This window comes from Pseudoalteromonas sp. 4NS20-0020, from assembly GCF_057554385.1.
Genome location: NZ_BAAJMI010000005.1, coordinates 92,708 through 108,959, shown reverse-complemented (window position 1 = coordinate 108,959; position 16,252 = coordinate 92,708). Strand labels below are relative to the sequence as shown.

Below are 16,252 nucleotides of genomic sequence, written 5' to 3'. Positions count from 1 at the left end.
TTAGCCTTCCTTCTCGATCGTAGTTAAGCAATCGCGTAGGGCTGCGCCGTACTCGTATTTGCCAGGACAAACGAAGGTGCATAACGCTAAATCTTCTTCATCTAATTCAAGCGCACCTAATGAAATTGCACTGTCTAAATCACGAGACAATAAGTCACGTAATAATAGCGTTGGCAAAATATCAAGTGGCATAACACGCTCGTAGCTTCCAAGTGGAACCATGGCACGTTTTGAACCACCCGTAGACGTTGTCATTTTGAATAAACGACTCGGAGTAAGGTGAGACAAGAATGTACGCGTTACAGAGAATTTATCACTACCTGGTGCAATCCAGCCAAACAATTCCTTTTCGCGACCTTCAAGTAAAACAGATACTTGAACATGGTAACGACCTAAGAATGCATGAACACCAGACGACGTAGCACCTGCAAGTACAGAACCAGAAATAACACGGTTATCACCGTCTTCTAATTCCCCTGCCACTAAGTCATCTAATGAAGCACCTAATTGTGTTTTCACTAAACGTGGATTTTTAACGCGAGGACCTGCAAGAGAAACAACACGATCTGTGTATATTTCACCAGTAAGGAACAGGTGACCATACGCAATAACGTCTTGGTAACCGATATGCCAAACTTGCTTGCTAGCAGATACAGGGTCAAGGTTGTGAATATGAGTGCCTACAAGGCCAGCCGGATGCACACCACCAAACTCATGTACTTCTACTTGAGCAATAGATGAGCTAGGGATTTGGCTGCCAGCTTGCTTACAAACAAAAACTTTTCCATCGGTCAAACGCGATACAACAGCTAAGCCTGCTTCAAACGCTTGCGCATTTTCAGCAATAATCACTGCAGGATCTGCAGCAAGAGGATTAGTGTCTATAGCGGTAACAAATATAGAGCTAGGATTTGCATCTACAGCCGCTACTTTGCTGAATGGGCGAGCACGTAGTGCTGTCCATTGACCTGACTGAATAAGTACTTCTTTAGCTTTTTCACGATCTAAGCTTGTAAGCTCAGATTCAGAGAAAGAGTCAAAGGTGATTTGCTCACTGCCGTTTACTTCAATAACAACAGATTGCAGCACACGTTTAGCACCACGATTTATTTCTTTTACAACACCAGAAGCTGGTGCGGTAAACAGGACGCCTGGGTTCTTTTTGTCTTCAAAAAGTACCTGGCCTTTTTTAACTTGGTCATCCATACGAATATGCATGGTTGGACGCATACCTATAAACTCTTCACCTAGCACGGCTACTCTTTTGACGGGTGAACCGTCGTGAATAACTTGCTGAGGTGCGCCATCTAATGGTAAATCCAGACCTTTTTTTATGTTGATCATACGCACTTGCACTACATTAACGGAAAGAAACTGAAAAATCGTACCAACCACGTCGCCATTTAAGCTACCCCAAGTTATTTCAATGTATAAAAGAAAAACTCGCTTTGGTCATTAAACAGGCAACGCGGTAAAAACTCTTCACATATTGCCTTAATTTTAACACCATTGTGGGTGACTATGCGAGTGTATTTATGAAAATTATACGACTGAAACGCTTATTTGGTTTTGTTAGCTAGATTTAATAAAATTTAAGTTAGACCAAAGTGGTAGCTTAAGCAAAGAATGAGGTTTTTTAATTGATAAAAGTCGCATGAAGCGACTTTTAAATTAGGGCATGTTGACTTTATAGGATTAAAGCTTACTGAATCTTAAGGCGGTACCTGTTTAGCAATAATACTTATTTATGGGCAATAACCACACAACATCAGTTCTGTATTACCGAAATGCCAAACAGGATACTTAACATTTTACCAAAAAAGACAAGCAAGCCCTGACTATTCACTTAATTGATTAGTCAATCATATTTGCAATTGCTTGAACTGGCTCTACATCTTGGTCGTAATCAACTGACTCAATGCCAAAACCAAATAAGCGTAAAAACTCATTGTGATAACCAACGTAATCTGTCAACTCGTCAATCGTGCTGGTATCTACTTTGTCCCATACTGCTTGGATACGTGCTTGAACATCGTCTTCAAGTTCTTTGTAGTTTTGAAATAAGTGTCCGCCATCATCAAAACGCGGCGTTTCACCGTACAGGTTTTCGGTAAATAAACCATGAATTTGCTCAATGGTGCCTTCGTATGTTCCGTCCGCCTTCATTACCTTGAATAAAGCTGAAATATACAATGGCATAATTGGTATAGCAGAGCTCGCTTGTGTTACAACAGCATTGAGTGATGAAACATACGCTTGACCATTTAACGCTTTAGTTGACTCTTTTATCGCAACCGTTGCACGGTCTAAGTCTTCTTTAGCTTTACCAATAGTCGCGTGCCCGTAAATTGGCCACGTTAATTCTTTACCTATGTAGGTGTAAGCTGTGGTTTTAAAGTCATCTGCTAGCACGTCAGCGGCTTGAAGGGCATTAATCCACATTTCCCAATCTTCACCACCCATTACTTTAATGGTGTTGTCGATATCGTCTTGTGTTGCTGCCTCTACAGTAATTTCGTCAATTTCACGCTTTGACGTATTTAGATTTTTTGTTGTAACTGCATTGCCGATTGGCTTTAACGTTGATGAGTAAACTTCACCCGTGTTTGGGTCAGTACGACGAGGCGACGCTAAACTGTAAATGACCAGATCAACCTTGCCTAAATCTGCTTTAATCGTATCAATTGCTTTTTGTTTTATTTCGTTTGAAAAGGCATCACCGTTGATATTTTTAGACCATAACCCGGCTTCGTCTGCCGCATTTTGAAAAGCAGCCGTATTATACCAACCTGCTGACCCTGTTTTACGCTCGGTACCTTCTTTTTCAAAGAAAATACCCAATGTTTTAGCACCGCCACCAAATGCTGCCGTAATACGCGATGCCAAGCCGTAGCCTGTAGATGCACCAATAACTAACACATTTTTTGGTGCGTTTTTTAATGCACCTTGTTGTTTTACATAGTTAATTTGCTCTTGCACATGTTCACTACAGCCTACTGGGTGAGCGTTTGTACAAATGAATCCACGAATTTTTGGCTTAATGACCATTGATGATCCTATATCTTTTACTATAAAAATTAGCGCTAGTTTAAAGGCTAATACTTAAAACACTGATCTGATCAGTTAAATACAGTTGTAAATAACTGTCAAACCTCAATTAATCAATCTAATTTAGATCCCCCTAAACAGTTTGGCGATGCTGGCGCTTCGCCGTCATGTTCAGTGTATTCGTCAGGAGTGTAAGTATGAATAGCCAATGCATGTATGTGGTTTGCAAGCTCTTCTTTTAAAATTTCATTAATTTGACGATGGCGCTGCAAAAGGCGTTTACCTAAAAACTCCTCGCTTACCACAATAACTTTAAAGTGCGAGTCAGTGCCTTTGCTGTGCATATGACTTTCGTTAATAACATTTAAATGCTTACACGCAATAGCATTGCTGACTTTTTCTTGGATTTGTTGCTGCATTGACATATAAAACCATTATTTATAGCTAATTTATGAACTTATCATAGCAAGCAGCCCTGCCCATTGGCTAACTAAATTACGCAACTAGCCTTGTTTTATATACCTAAAGGTTAAACTTATTCGCGGGTGCACTAAGCTGGTTTGCTTTAAAATAGCATGCTGAAAGTCTCGCTGGCTATTGCCACTCATGACCAAACAACTACCACTGTGTAATTTTAAATCCGTTATTTTATTACTGGTTTTGTCTTTTAGCTTTAATACTCGCTCTGCCCCAAGCGATATACACACTATAGTGGGCTGCTGGCCTAACTCTATTTCATCATCACTGTGCCACCCCATAGTGTCGTTGCCATCGCGATAATAGTTGACTAATAAAGAATTAAAAGGCTGGTTTAAATGTGCCTCTAACCTTTTTCGCATTGCCATTAATGTACTAGGCCAGGGTTCAGTTATTAACTTACTGTTTGAATAGCCGTATTCAATTTTATGGTCGCCAATAAAGCATTGCAGGCGTGGGATTGGTCCAGTTTTAGAGTAAACCGTGACTTCTGGCTGCTGCCACTTAAGGTTTTTTTGCAGATAATAAAATAAATCGAGGCTTTTTTGTGCGCTAAGCGCCTTTGTTTGATAAGAAAAGCCATTAGGCAACTGTTGGGGGTTGGCGTTTTGCCGTTGCATGTTAGAATTTACCTACATTAGTTTACTGATACAAAAACCACTATGACGACGCAAGCCCAGCTAGGCGATAAAACTTTTACTCTTGAACGCTTCCCTTTGGATCAAAAAAACCGCAGTTTACAAGCGTGGGATTCGGGCGATGAGTACCTTATCAATTATGTTAACGAACATCATCCTGATTGTCGCTCATTGCTTATTTTAAATGACAGCTTTGGTGCTCTTGCCTGTAGTTTTAATCAATTAACGGTTTGTTCAGTTAATGACTCGTATATTAGCCACCAAGCTGCAGCATATAATTTACAAGAGAATAAGCTGTCTACTGTGCAATTTACACAATTGGACAGCCTCTCGGCACTTCCAGAAGACGTAGATTTAGTGTTAATTAAAATACCACGTAATGTTGGCTTTTTGCAGTTTCAATTAAGTGAGTTAAGCGAAGTTCTTGCACCAGGCACACCTGTTATTGCAGCTGGTAAAACTAAAGATATTCACAACTCAACAATTAAGGCGTTTGAACAGTTTATTGGTGAAACTAAAACAAGCTTAGCGGTGAAAAAGTCACGCCTTATTTTAAGTAGCGCAAAAGGCGGCTATAAAGCTGCTGATTACCCTGTTTCATGGCAACTTGAAGGCACCGAGTTTAATATTACAAACCATGCAAATGTGTTTTCGCGTGATTCGTTAGATATTGGTGCGCGCTTCTTTTTTAACTACTTGCCGCAAACACCAAAAGCTAAACAAATTATTGATTTAGGCTGTGGTAATGGCGTAGTTGGTGTTATGACCTTAGCGCGCTGCCCTAAAGCCTCTGTAACGTTTGTTGATGAATCGTACATGGCGGTCGAGTCTGCACGACTTAACGTAGAGCAAAACATGGCAGAACGATTTGATGATTGCGAATTTATCGAAAACGATTGCCTAACCGGCTTTGAAAAAAACAGTGTAGATATGGTGCTATGTAATCCACCATTTCACCAAGCACAAGCGGTTACTGATCACATTGCTTGGCAAATGTTTAAACAAGCTAAGGACACGTTAAAAGAAGGTGGTGAGCTCCGTATTATTGGTAATCGTCATTTAGATTATCATGACAAGTTAAACCGTATGTTTGGTAACTGTAAGCTATTAGGTTCAAACAAAAAATTTGTGGTTTTAAGTTCAACTAAAAATAGTGGGGTGTTATAACAATGACAATAATAAACCGTATATTTGGCTGTGCTGCATTTTGTATTTTAGCAGGCTGTGCAAACCAACCAAGCCAAGTCATACTTAACCCGGTTTACCAAAGTGGCCAAGTGAGCACTTTAAATAGTAGCCTGAGCACGAGTGTTATTGATGTACGTGGCGATACTTCTACCCTAACTCTAGTTGAGTCAGACAAAACCAAAACATTTGCAAGCCAAGGTATTACAGAGTCGATTAAAAGTGCACTAGACAGTGCACTTAGTCGTAATGGCGCGAGCATTTCAAATTTAGCCACCACTCGATTTGAGCTAGATATAAATGCCTTACAAGCAGTGGTTACTGAAACCTTAGTAAGCCATAAAAGTGAAGCAAAAATTGAACTGAGTGTTCGCGTAATCCGTGCTACAAGTAATTTTACAAAAAAGTATAGCGGTAATGCAGCGCTAGAAGGCCCGCTTGGCCACGACAGAGCTAAAATAGAAGGTCAACTCAATAAGTTGACTGAACAAATGATAACCCGCATTGTGTCAGATCCTGAATTAATACAGTTTTTAGAAGGTTAACCATGAAACGACTTTTTATACTTTGTTTAGCTCTTTGTTTTAGCGCAGCAAGCTTAGCAGCCCAAGAGGGCAGATTTGTACAAAAAGACAATATGTTTCCACGTGTTGAAATAGTAACATCACTAGGCAGTATTATTGTCGAGCTAGACCGTTCTCGTGCCCCTATTACAGTCAATAACTTTTTAACTTATGTATCAGATAAAAGTTATCAGGGTAGTATTTTTCATCGTGTTGAGCGCGACGAAGAAAACGAACGCGATTTTGTTATACAAGGTGGTGGATATGATAAAGACATGGAAGGCTTACATCAAAACGATCCTATTTTTAATGAAAGCGGGAACGGTCTAAAAAATGATATGTACAGTATTGCCATGGCATACCAAGACAGACAGCCGCATTCAGGTACTCGCCAGTTTTTCTTTAATATGGATAACAATGACCATTTAAATCCTGGAAGAGACTGGGGATTTGCGGTGTTTGGTACTGTAATGGATGGATACGAAACCCTTGATAAAATTATGGCTGTTAAAACAATTTACAACGAAAAAATTGGTTATGACTTTGTGCCAGAAACACCAGTGGTCATTTTAAATATTAAAATGATTGAGCCAACACCATTATAATTAATGAGGTGCGGTATAGCTGCACCCACTCGCCAATGAAGGCCCTATGAGCAACACTCTCTCTTTCAGCGAATACTTTTCGTATTTTAAAGATAAACGTTTAATTAATGTGTTTATTTTTGGTATTAGCAGTGGTTTCCCCTGGGTATTAATTGGCTCTGTAATGTCGGCATGGCTAAAGGATGAAGGCCTGAGCCGAATCATGATAGGCTTATTTGGTATTGTATTTGGTGCCTACAGCATCAACTTTTTGTGGTCGCCCTTAATCGATCGTACAAAACTGCCTATTTTATATAAGTGGCTAGGCCAACGCCGTAGCTGGATATTGTTTTGCCAAAGCTTTATGTTTTTAGGCACATTACTTCTTGCTGGCCTTGACCTCAAAGCTAACTTGGCGATTGCTGCAGCACTGTGTTTATTAATTGCAATTGCATCTGCCACACAAGACATTGCGATAGACGCATTTAGAATAGATACCCTAAGCGAAAGTGAATCACACAAAGCAACGGCTGCCGCAGCCATGGCAACCTCAGGATGGTGGACAGGCTACGCGTTATTGGGTGCGATTCCATTTTATATGGCAGATATTCCTTCACTCGGTTGGCCACAAGTTTACTACTTTTTAGCTGCTGTAATATTGGTATTAATGGGAGGAGTGCTATTTGCTAAAGAGCCCGCCTCTAATAGAGAAGCCGTTCACGAAGAACTAGAACGTGTTTACATTGAAAAGCTTGCTACTATTAATCAAACACCTCTCAATAAAGTCGTTGCCTGGTTGGTTGTTACAATTATTGACCCTTTTAGAACATTTTTTGCAAAAAATGGTGTTAAAACTGCACTAGCACTACTTGCTTTTATTTTCCTATTTAAAATTGGCGAAGCGTTTTTAGGACGAATGTCGATTGTTTTTTATAAAGAAATAGGTTTTAGCAATAGCGATATAGCTACTTTTTCAAAAGTTGGCACCGCTGTGCTCACCATTGCCTTTACCTTCGTAGGCAGCTTATTTAATCAAAAATATGGCATTGTGAAAGGGTTATTTGTTAGTGGTGTAGCCATGGCTGCATCTAATTTAGCTTTTTCTGCTATTGCATTAGTGGGCCCTAACTTAGGTTTATATGCTTTTGCTATAGTAATTGATGGCTTTACACAAGCATGGTCTCTCGTTGCTATGGTCGCGTTTATATCTATGCTATGTGACAGAGCGTTTAGTGCAACACATTATGCGTTGTTGGCGTCGCTGGGGAATTTAGGAAGAACATTACTTTCGAGTTACAGTGGGGTTGTAATTGATGATTGGCTAATGGGAAATTGGTCGTTATTTTTTGTATTAACCGCTTTAATGGTGCTCCCCTCTTTACTATTTTTGTATGCAATAAGACACAAATTGTATGAGCTTGAGAAAAACTACCATAGTAGCTATTAAGCTTAATGCATCCATGCATTAATATTTTGCTTAGCACATTTAATATGCCCCTGAATGAACTAAGCAACACACTATTAATCTACTTTAAGCAGGCTTAGTGCTTCATGTGGGTCAACTTCTAGCGCTGTACAATAACGAACAAACTCAACTACATCTAAACGGCGTTCTTGATTTTCAATTTTGCCGATAAACGAGTGAGGCGTTCCAAGCACCTGTGCAAGGCTTCTCATTGTGTGGCCTTTTTCATGGCGTTTGCTTTTAAGCCATGTTGTTAACTTAGCGTTCTCTTCTGAAGAAACAGTTTTCCCCATCATTTTACATCTCCTACTAGACGATTAGACAACACCACAAAAGCAGCAGTCGTTACCATAGCTGTAGGCAAGTAAGCAGTAACTTATGTTTTAAATAGCAATCTATCGCTTCTCAAAGCACTGGTTGCTACTCACTCCCACCCACATAGCTAAAAAACGACGCTTAAAATGTGGTAAAAGGTTTTTGTTATTAGAATGAAATTTTGCCCGTCTCATTCTTGGATACATTATATACTATTAACACTTTGGTTAAATAGTTAATTGCTCGCCTTAGTCAAAATCAACCCCAGTGAACATTTACAAACACTGAATATTTCAGCTAAGTTATCAAAAACATTAAAAATAATATTTTTATTATAAAAATATAAATAAGCATTTTTATAACAAATTTATTTCATGTTAATGTTATTCGTTTAATATTGGGCAATAATCAACACAAAAAAGGTTACATAATGTTCAGGCTTCTTTTTTTATTACCGATTATTTTATGTGCAGGGTGGTACTTATTCTTGCGCCATAATGGCGTGCCAATTAAGCAAGGTAAAAAAGGGTTTATGTATATTTTAGTACTATCTGCATTTGTACTGGGCTTTTTTGTATTGATGATGCAGATCACAGAGTATGCCCCCTCTAATTTATAGGCATAAAAAAAGCCGCTAATGCGGCTTTTTTTATTAGTCTGTGTTTACACACTAAAACTTGCACCACAACCACATGTGGTTGTTGCGTTCGGGTTAGATACAAAAAAGCGTGCACCTTCTAAGCCCTCAGTATAGTCAACTACACCGTCAACTAAATATTGAATACTCATAGGGTCAACCACTAGCGTTACGCCATTTTTTACAATTTCTAAATCGCCAGGATTTGCTTTTTCATCAAAAGTAAAACCGTACTGAAAGCCAGAACATCCACCACCCGTTACGTAAACACGCAGTTTTAGTTCTGGGTTTTCTTCTTCATCGATTAATTGTTTAACACGAACAGCTGCTGCATCGCTAAACTGAATTGGTAATTCTTCTGACATTTTAAAACCCTCAATATCGTAATGGCGTGATTATCTAATACCCGAGTGTTTTAATCAAGTATAGTCAATTAACGCTTTGCTCTAAGTTATACCCATAAATACATTAAAAATGACTGCATATCGCTTATATTGACTGAAAAAAAACAGCACTTTAATATGCAACTAGTGGCATGTTAAACAAGTAATTATTTTAACTAAAAAACTTCGTTTTATTATTTGCCATAAATAGCTAATTTAAGTTAATAATTTTATAAAATCACAAGGACTTAGTGGTTGGCTTTTGCTAAAATACAGCTGAAAAATGCACTGAGGAAAAAATGCATGTGGCTGGAGCAGCTCAGGCGTCGACTCGCACAACCTAAAACATCTGTACAATTATGCCTTTTAGGCGTAGTTGCTGGGTTAATTGCTGCATTTTTTATTATTTTATTCCGCTTAACAATTCTCTTTTTTCAAAGTTTATTTTTAGAAACCCCAGACGACTTTACAACCTTGCCAACTATTGAACGTGTTTTAATGCCTTTAATTGCAGCATTTTTAATTGCGTCATTTGCCGCTTTTACTGGTTTCAAACATTATCGGTTAGGTATCCCATTCGTTATTCATCGTATTAAACGTCATTACGGGCAAATGCCTTTATACAATACACTCAACCAATTTGTTGGGGGGGCTTTGGCATTAATCAGTGGTTTTTCGGTTGGGCGAGAAGGCCCATCGGTACATATGGGAGCAACGGGCGCCAGTATTTTAGCCGATAAGCTCCACTTACCACACAATGCCATGCGCACATTAAGCGGCTGTGGTGTTGCTGCGGGTATTGCTGCATCCTTTAACACGCCTCTTGCCGCCGTTATTTTTGTTATGGAAGTCGTGTTAAGAGAATACAAAGTTCATATTTTTGTCCCTATTATGCTTGCTGCAGTAACAGGTGCACTTGCTACTCAGTTCGTATTTGGGGGAGGGTCAGAACTTGCACTCATAACAATTGCTCCTTTGAGTGGTTGGCACTATCCATATTTAATTTTATGCGGTATGGCACTGGGCGCTATTGCATACAGCTTTAATCAAAACTTAATGTTAATTATTAAAACATTTAAACCTTTAAGTATGTTTCCTCGTTTACTCATTGCAGGTTGTATCGCAAGTTTAATTGCTTATGCCGTTCCACAAGCAATGGGATCTGGCATGAGCGCGATAGCTATTGCGGTGGAGTCGCCAGATAATGTGCAATTACTCACCACTATTTTAATTGCTAAATTACTAGCAACTTTATTTGCTATAGGTTTAGGTATACCGGGAGGGTTAATTGGTCCAGTTATTGGGTTAGGTGTTTTAGTTGGGACTATGATGGCGTTTTTTGCTCAGTTTATTAGCCCTGGTACTGATATTGCCGGAACTTATGGTGTATTGGGCATGGCGGGGTTAATGGCCGCCACATTACATGCACCACTTGCAGCGTTAACAACAGTAATGGAGCTTACATCGTCGCCAGAAATAATTGTCCCAGCCATGCTTGTGATAACAACAGCTTATGTAACCGCATTACAAGTGTTTGGTAATCGCTCTATATTTTTGCAGCAACTTGATTTTCAGGGGCTTCCCTATCATGTTTCCCCTGCCACAGAGGCGCTACAAAAGGTGGGAATTATGGATGATATGGATGAAAACTTTAAATTGCTGTTTTCAAACGACAAAGAGCAAATAAAAAATACACTCGATGCCATGGACAGCCAAACGCCATTGATTGTGTTTGACGAAGAAAACGGGTATCGACTTGCAGAATACGATTTAAGCTTAATGTCTGATCAAGCAATCAACCTGAACTATGTAAACTTACAAGGTATTAGCAGTCAAGCAACGTTAGCTGATGCCTTTGATATACTAAAAGATAAGCGCAGTGGCGCTTTATATGTATACAACCTGTTAGATAATCAACAAATAATGGGGCTGTTACGTTGGGATCAAATTCATCATATTTTAACCATCCGTAACAGCTTACTATAAATAATAAGGGTTATTATGAGCGCATTACTGATTTATAAAACGCTGCATATATTTTTTATGATTGCATGGTTTGCAGGCATTTTTTACTTACCACGGTTATTTGTTTACCACGCAATGAGCCAAGAGCGTGCATGTAACTCTATGCTAAAAGTAATGGAACGCAGGCTCCTTTATTTTGTAACGCCATTTGCTATTTTAACGGCTGTTTTTGGTGTACTAACGATTGTGGAATATGGCCGTGAATGGTTTAAATACAGTATGTGGCTGCACTATAAACTAGTGCTAGTTATAATTTTATATTTATACCACGCGTACTGCTTTAAATTACTAGCCGACTTTAAACACGACAGAAATACTAAAACAGATCGTTTTTACCGAATTTTTAATGAATTACCTGTTATTGCATTACTTATTATAGTTGCACTGGCAGTAATTAAACCGAGCCTTTGAGTTATTTGGTATAAAAAATACCGCATTAATTACACACGACTTAAAATCTAATATGCGCGATTGCGTGCCCCATATTATGGATTATCGCGCCCTTTTGAAAAACTAGGAATAACCCCATGTTAAGTTTCCAAGGTGAACATATTCTGTCTGTTAATCAGTTAGACAGAGACTGCATTGAACGTATTTTTGCAGTAGCAAAAAAGATGGAGCCTTATGCTAAAAAGCAAAAGCAAACAACGGTGCTTGAGGGCGCCATTTTAGCTAATTTGTTTTTTGAACCCAGCACACGTACGCGCGTTAGTTTTGGTACCGCGTTTAACCTGCTTGGTGGAGGCGTGCGTGAAACAACAGGCATGCAAAGTTCAGCTCTTGCTAAAGGTGAATCTTTATACGATACAGCGCGTGTTATTTCAGCTTATGTAGATGCGGTAGCTATGCGCCACCCAGACGCAGGCTCGGTGAGTGAATTTGCCGAAGGCTGTACCGTACCTGTAATTAATGGCGGTGACGGCCCAAATGAACACCCTACTCAAGCACTGCTAGATTTACTTACTATAGAACGTGAGTTACACCGCTTTGATCAAAACATTGATGGTATGCACATCGCTTTGGTTGGCGATTTAAAATACGGTCGTACTGTTCATTCGTTATCAAAACTATTGTGCCATTACAAAAACGTTAAATTTTCAATGGTGGCACCCGATGGCTTGCAAATGCCAACCAGTATTTTAGATGCAGTAGAAAATGCTGGCCATAAAATAGAGCTAGTGAACAAAATGGAAGGTAACTTAGCGGCCGATATCGTGTATCAAACACGTATTCAAGAAGAACGCTTTCCATCTCAAGAAGAAGCAAATAAATACCGTGGCGGATTTAGAATTAGCCAGTCAATTTATAACGCACACTGTAAGCCTAATTCAGTGCTAATGCATCCGCTTCCTCGTGATAGTCGTACTGAAGCTAACGAGCTTGATAACGACTTAAACAGCAACGACAATTTAGCTATATTTCGCCAAGTACAAAACGGCGTATTAATTCGTATGGCATTGTTTGCTTTAACGCTCGGCGTAGAAAACAAAGTTGAGCAATATGAAGTAGACGTGCCTTGGTTTAGCCGCAAACGCGACAGCTAACCCTTTTTTAAGTGACAATTTATAGGATTTTTCATGACAATTAGCCAAGACTTATTTGAACGCGCTCAAACCTCTATTCCTGGTGGCGTAAACTCACCAGTGCGCGCTTTTAATGGCGTAGGTGGCACACCATTATTTATCACAAAAGCTGAAGGTGCATTCACCTTTGATGCTGATGGTAATCGTTATATCGATTACGTAGGTTCGTGGGGCCCAATGATCATGGGTCACAATCACCCAGCTATAAAACAAGCGGTTCATGAAGCAGTTGAAAACGGCCTTAGCTATGGCGCGCCAACTGAAGCTGAAATTTTAATGGCTGAGAAAGTAAAAGCGCTTGTACCGTCAATTGAAAAAGTTCGCATGGTTAGCTCAGGTACCGAAGCAACTATGAGCGCAATTCGCCTAGCGCGTGGTTTTACTAATCGTGACAAAATTCTTAAATTTGAAGGCTGTTACCACGGCCATGCCGACTCACTTTTAGTTAAAGCGGGCTCGGGTGCATTAACTATGGGCGTGCCTAATTCACCAGGTATTCCTGAAGACTTTGCTAAACACACATTAACAGTATCGTTTAATAACATTGAAGAAGTGAAAGCTATTTTTGAAAAATACGCTGACGAAATTGCCTGTATTATCGTTGAGCCGGTGGCGGGTAACATGAACTGTATTCCACCTGTTGAAGGCTTTTTAGAAGGCCTGCGCGCAGTCTGTGATGAATACAAATCAGTGCTTATTTTTGACGAAGTAATGACCGGTTTTCGTGTGGCTCTTGGTGGTGCACAAGCGTATTACAACATAAAACCTGACCTAACATGTTTAGGTAAAGTAATAGGCGGCGGCATGCCGGTAGGCGCATTTGGCGGCAAAACTGAAATTATGGATTACATTGCTCCTGTTGGCCCAGTATATCAAGCCGGAACACTGTCTGGTAATCCAATAGCTATGGCTGCAGGTTTAAAATCATTAGAGCTATTAAGTGAGCCTGGATTACACGACAAACTAGAAGCTATTTCAAAAGCAATATGTGAAGGCTTTGAAGCAGGCGCTAAAAAAACAGGTATCGCACTTACAACAAACTACGCGGGCGGCATGTATGGCTTTTTCTTTACTGATGCTGAAAAGGTAACCACTTACAAACAAGCGACTGAGTGTGACCTAGAGCGTTTTAAACGCTTTTTCCATCTTATGCTTGAAGAAGGCGTATACCTTGCGCCATCAGCATTTGAAGCTGGTTTTGTATGTGCTGCGCACACGGAACAGGAAGTACAAGAAACTATAGCTGCAGCAGAGCGCTGTTTCGCAAAACTTTAATCGCCAGTATTGCCTAAACGGGGTTTATATACCTACTTTTAAAACAGGCAATCAATACTAAAGATTGAAAAAGCCCTTTAAGGGCTTTTTTTATTTGTAAATTGATATAATTGAATGATAATTAAGCATAACAAGGTCTACTTATCTTCACCCTACTTTATTAAATACAAGAGAGTCTTATGTCTGGATTACGGCAGTTAGCTGCGCCTGCAATGCGCTTAATGGCGAATCTAAAATACAAAACTAAAATAAGCATCACGTTTGGCATTCTCTTGATCCCACTTGCACTAAGCATGTTTTTTTTGGTGTCGTTATTGAGTAAAAGTATTGATGTGTCGAAAATGGAACAACAAGGTTTAAAAGGCTATCGGGCAATACTTACCAATCAAATACAAGGGACAACCGATAAAAATATAAATGTGGCACGCTCGCTGGGCTTTAAAATTAAAGACAGCGAAGTAGACGATGTCCTTGAGCTTGTGTCTATTCAATCTAACTTAGCGCTAGATAGCGAACTTGCCAGCGCCTATTTAAATCGTGCATTGGTAACCCGTGTCCCTGCTTTTATCACTCAAATAAACCTAACTGCCGCGAGCGCAAATACAGTACTGAACAATAACCAATTTACTCCAGATACCTTTATTGCACTTTCAAACCTAAGTAAATCGTTACCCCAATTTGAGCAGCAACTTTTAAAAACACTAGCTATTGCAACGTCAGCGGATAAATCGGTAAATAAAGCGCTTTCTCCCACTTTAAATGAACTACAAAAATCAGTCTCAGCATTTAAGAACGCGATAGATAAAAAACTACTGGAACCCGACGACATAGAGTTAACTCAGCGTGAATTTTCAGCACTCACTGACAATGTTCAAAAAAATATTAGCGCTTTAATCAACATCAGTATTCCAACTCTAGAATCGTTAATTAATAATAAAATACAAACCCAGCAGTGGACCAGAAACACTGTTCTGATCGCCTCTATAATAAGTTTACTGTTTGCTCTTTATTTAATGGTTGGGTTTTATTTTGCAGTCGTTGACACCATAAGTCGCTTCACTAAAGCAGCCACTAAAGCAGCTAACGGTGACTTAAAGGCAACCCTTAACTCAATCGGGAGTGACGAAATGAGCGTTATTGCTGAGCAATACAACGCCCTACTCAATGCCTTTTCACATCTACTTTCAGATGTTAAAGCCAGTACCAAAGAGTTATGCGATGCCACTCAGTCTCTTTCGCATGCCAGTAGTCAAACCAGTGACGACGTAATAAAACAGCAAACGCGGGTAAATGCAATTAGCCATGCGTTGAGCGACATGGCGCAAACTGCACATACAATTGAAGAATCAGCCCATCAGGCAACACTTACTGCACAAAATGCCGCTGAGCATGTAAAACAGGGGTCGAGCAATACCATGGAGCTTGCTCAATACATGCAAGATTTAAAAATGGAGTTTACTGAAAGTCAGCAAGCACTTGACCGACTAGCTCAAGATAGCCAAGAAATTAGTAAAGTAAGTAAAGGGATAAGTGAAATTGCCGACCAAACAAACCTATTAGCACTCAATGCTGCAATAGAAGCAGCTAGAGCGGGTGAACACGGACGTGGTTTTGCGGTAGTCGCAGACGAAGTAAGAACACTTGCATTACGCACACAAACACAAACACAAGAAATTCACCAAATTATTAGCTCACTGCAAAAGGCATCTGACGATACACAAGTTAAAATGCGTTCAAGCGTTGAAAAAATGGAGTTATCTGTCGAAGCCGCAAACCAAACAAATACTGTACTGCAAAGCGCAGAAAGAAGTATGGGGGATATAAAGCATCAAGGCGAGGTCATCGCTGAACGAGTTAAACAGCAAGCCAACGCGACGACTCAGGCACTTAATGACTCGCAAGAAGTTAATAACTTAGCTGATCATACATTAGTGTCAGCGCAATCAACGCTGCAAGACGCAGAGCAGCTTTCACGCTTATCGAATGATTTAACAACGTCAATGCGCTTTTTTAAGTCTTAGCTTTTAATATCTATAGCGCTAAATATCTATAAATAACAAAGCCGCTAAATAGC

Annotated in this window: 16 protein-coding genes; 10 read left to right on the top strand and 6 right to left on the bottom strand. The window is 39.6% G+C overall.

The window, feature by feature from the left end; all coding sequences use genetic code 11:
- The 4 genes from AC27JL_RS13710 to AC27JL_RS13695 all read right to left on the bottom strand — a co-directional run bounded on the left by AC27JL_RS13710 (window position 1) and on the right by AC27JL_RS13695 (window position 4,145).
- On the bottom strand, window positions 1-1,344 hold the full coding sequence (locus AC27JL_RS13710) for a Na(+)-translocating NADH-quinone reductase subunit A (protein WP_006791494.1): 1,344 nt from the start codon (window positions 1,342-1,344) through the stop codon (window positions 1-3).
- 510 nt (window positions 1,345-1,854) lie between these two features.
- Window positions 1,855-3,048 (bottom strand): enoyl-ACP reductase FabV, encoded by a 1,194-nt coding sequence (fabV, locus tag AC27JL_RS13705; RefSeq protein ID WP_487195840.1) that lies wholly within the window; start codon window positions 3,046-3,048, stop codon window positions 1,855-1,857.
- A 113-nt stretch (window positions 3,049-3,161) separates the two neighbouring features.
- Window positions 3,162-3,473, bottom strand: coding sequence for a BolA family protein (locus AC27JL_RS13700; RefSeq protein WP_487195839.1), 312 nt, complete (start codon window positions 3,471-3,473; stop codon window positions 3,162-3,164).
- A gap of 78 nt (window positions 3,474-3,551) precedes the next feature.
- Window positions 3,552-4,145 (bottom strand): alpha-ketoglutarate-dependent dioxygenase AlkB family protein, encoded by a 594-nt coding sequence (locus tag AC27JL_RS13695; protein WP_008129534.1) that lies wholly within the window; start codon window positions 4,143-4,145, stop codon window positions 3,552-3,554.
- Window positions 4,146-4,187: 42 nt separating this feature from the next.
- Here AC27JL_RS13695 and AC27JL_RS13690 point away from each other — a divergent pair, with 42 nt between their 5' ends.
- Genes AC27JL_RS13690 through AC27JL_RS13675 form a run of 4 tightly spaced genes read left to right on the top strand, consistent with a single transcriptional unit; the run spans window position 4,188 to window position 7,942 of the window.
- Window positions 4,188-5,330, top strand: coding sequence for a methyltransferase (locus AC27JL_RS13690; protein WP_008129536.1), 1,143 nt, complete (start codon window positions 4,188-4,190; stop codon window positions 5,328-5,330).
- Window positions 5,331-5,332: 2 nt separating this feature from the next.
- A complete protein-coding gene (locus AC27JL_RS13685) occupies window positions 5,333-5,893 on the top strand; it encodes a YajG family lipoprotein (protein ID WP_010556992.1) in 561 nt (186 codons plus the stop codon).
- Between the two features lie 2 nt (window positions 5,894-5,895).
- Complete coding sequence (locus tag AC27JL_RS13680; protein WP_006791500.1) at window positions 5,896-6,516, top strand: peptidylprolyl isomerase; 621 nt, start codon at window positions 5,896-5,898, stop codon at window positions 6,514-6,516.
- A gap of 46 nt (window positions 6,517-6,562) precedes the next feature.
- Window positions 6,563-7,942, top strand: coding sequence for an AmpG family muropeptide MFS transporter (locus tag AC27JL_RS13675; protein ID WP_487195838.1), 1,380 nt, complete (start codon window positions 6,563-6,565; stop codon window positions 7,940-7,942).
- Window positions 7,943-8,016: 74 nt separating this feature from the next.
- Here AC27JL_RS13675 and AC27JL_RS13670 read toward each other — a convergent pair whose 3' ends face one another.
- The gene (locus tag AC27JL_RS13670) at window positions 8,017-8,256 is read right to left on the bottom strand and encodes a helix-turn-helix domain-containing protein (RefSeq protein WP_006791502.1); all 240 of its coding nucleotides are present in this window, start codon (window positions 8,254-8,256) and stop codon (window positions 8,017-8,019) included.
- Window positions 8,257-8,705: 449 nt separating this feature from the next.
- On the opposite strand from AC27JL_RS13670, the gene AC27JL_RS13665 reads away from it, so the two are divergent.
- Window positions 8,706-8,894 carry a hypothetical protein gene (locus AC27JL_RS13665; protein WP_006791503.1) on the top strand — a complete coding sequence of 63 codons (189 nt, stop codon included), beginning with the start codon at window positions 8,706-8,708 and terminating at the stop codon, window positions 8,892-8,894.
- A 44-nt stretch (window positions 8,895-8,938) separates the two neighbouring features.
- Here the strand turns inward: AC27JL_RS13665 and erpA are convergent, their stop codons facing one another.
- Entirely contained in the window at window positions 8,939-9,277 is a 339-nt protein-coding gene (gene erpA, locus AC27JL_RS13660) for an iron-sulfur cluster insertion protein ErpA (protein WP_006791504.1), read from the bottom strand.
- A gap of 321 nt (window positions 9,278-9,598) precedes the next feature.
- Here erpA and AC27JL_RS13655 point away from each other — a divergent pair, with 321 nt between their 5' ends.
- The 5 genes from AC27JL_RS13655 to AC27JL_RS13635 all read left to right on the top strand — a co-directional run bounded on the left by AC27JL_RS13655 (window position 9,599) and on the right by AC27JL_RS13635 (window position 16,199).
- On the top strand, window positions 9,599-11,281 hold the full coding sequence (locus AC27JL_RS13655) for a chloride channel protein (RefSeq protein WP_487195837.1): 1,683 nt from the start codon (window positions 9,599-9,601) through the stop codon (window positions 11,279-11,281).
- Between the two features lie 15 nt (window positions 11,282-11,296).
- Complete coding sequence (locus AC27JL_RS13650) at window positions 11,297-11,731, top strand: CopD family protein (RefSeq protein WP_006791506.1); 435 nt, start codon at window positions 11,297-11,299, stop codon at window positions 11,729-11,731.
- Window positions 11,732-11,847: 116 nt separating this feature from the next.
- A complete protein-coding gene (locus AC27JL_RS13645; RefSeq protein ID WP_487195836.1) occupies window positions 11,848-12,864 on the top strand; it encodes an aspartate carbamoyltransferase in 1,017 nt (338 codons plus the stop codon).
- Between the two features lie 33 nt (window positions 12,865-12,897).
- On the top strand, window positions 12,898-14,178 hold the full coding sequence (hemL, locus tag AC27JL_RS13640; protein WP_487195835.1) for a glutamate-1-semialdehyde 2,1-aminomutase: 1,281 nt from the start codon (window positions 12,898-12,900) through the stop codon (window positions 14,176-14,178).
- A 179-nt stretch (window positions 14,179-14,357) separates the two neighbouring features.
- On the top strand, window positions 14,358-16,199 hold the full coding sequence (locus AC27JL_RS13635; protein ID WP_487195834.1) for a methyl-accepting chemotaxis protein: 1,842 nt from the start codon (window positions 14,358-14,360) through the stop codon (window positions 16,197-16,199).
- Window positions 16,200-16,252 lie beyond the last annotated feature (53 nt).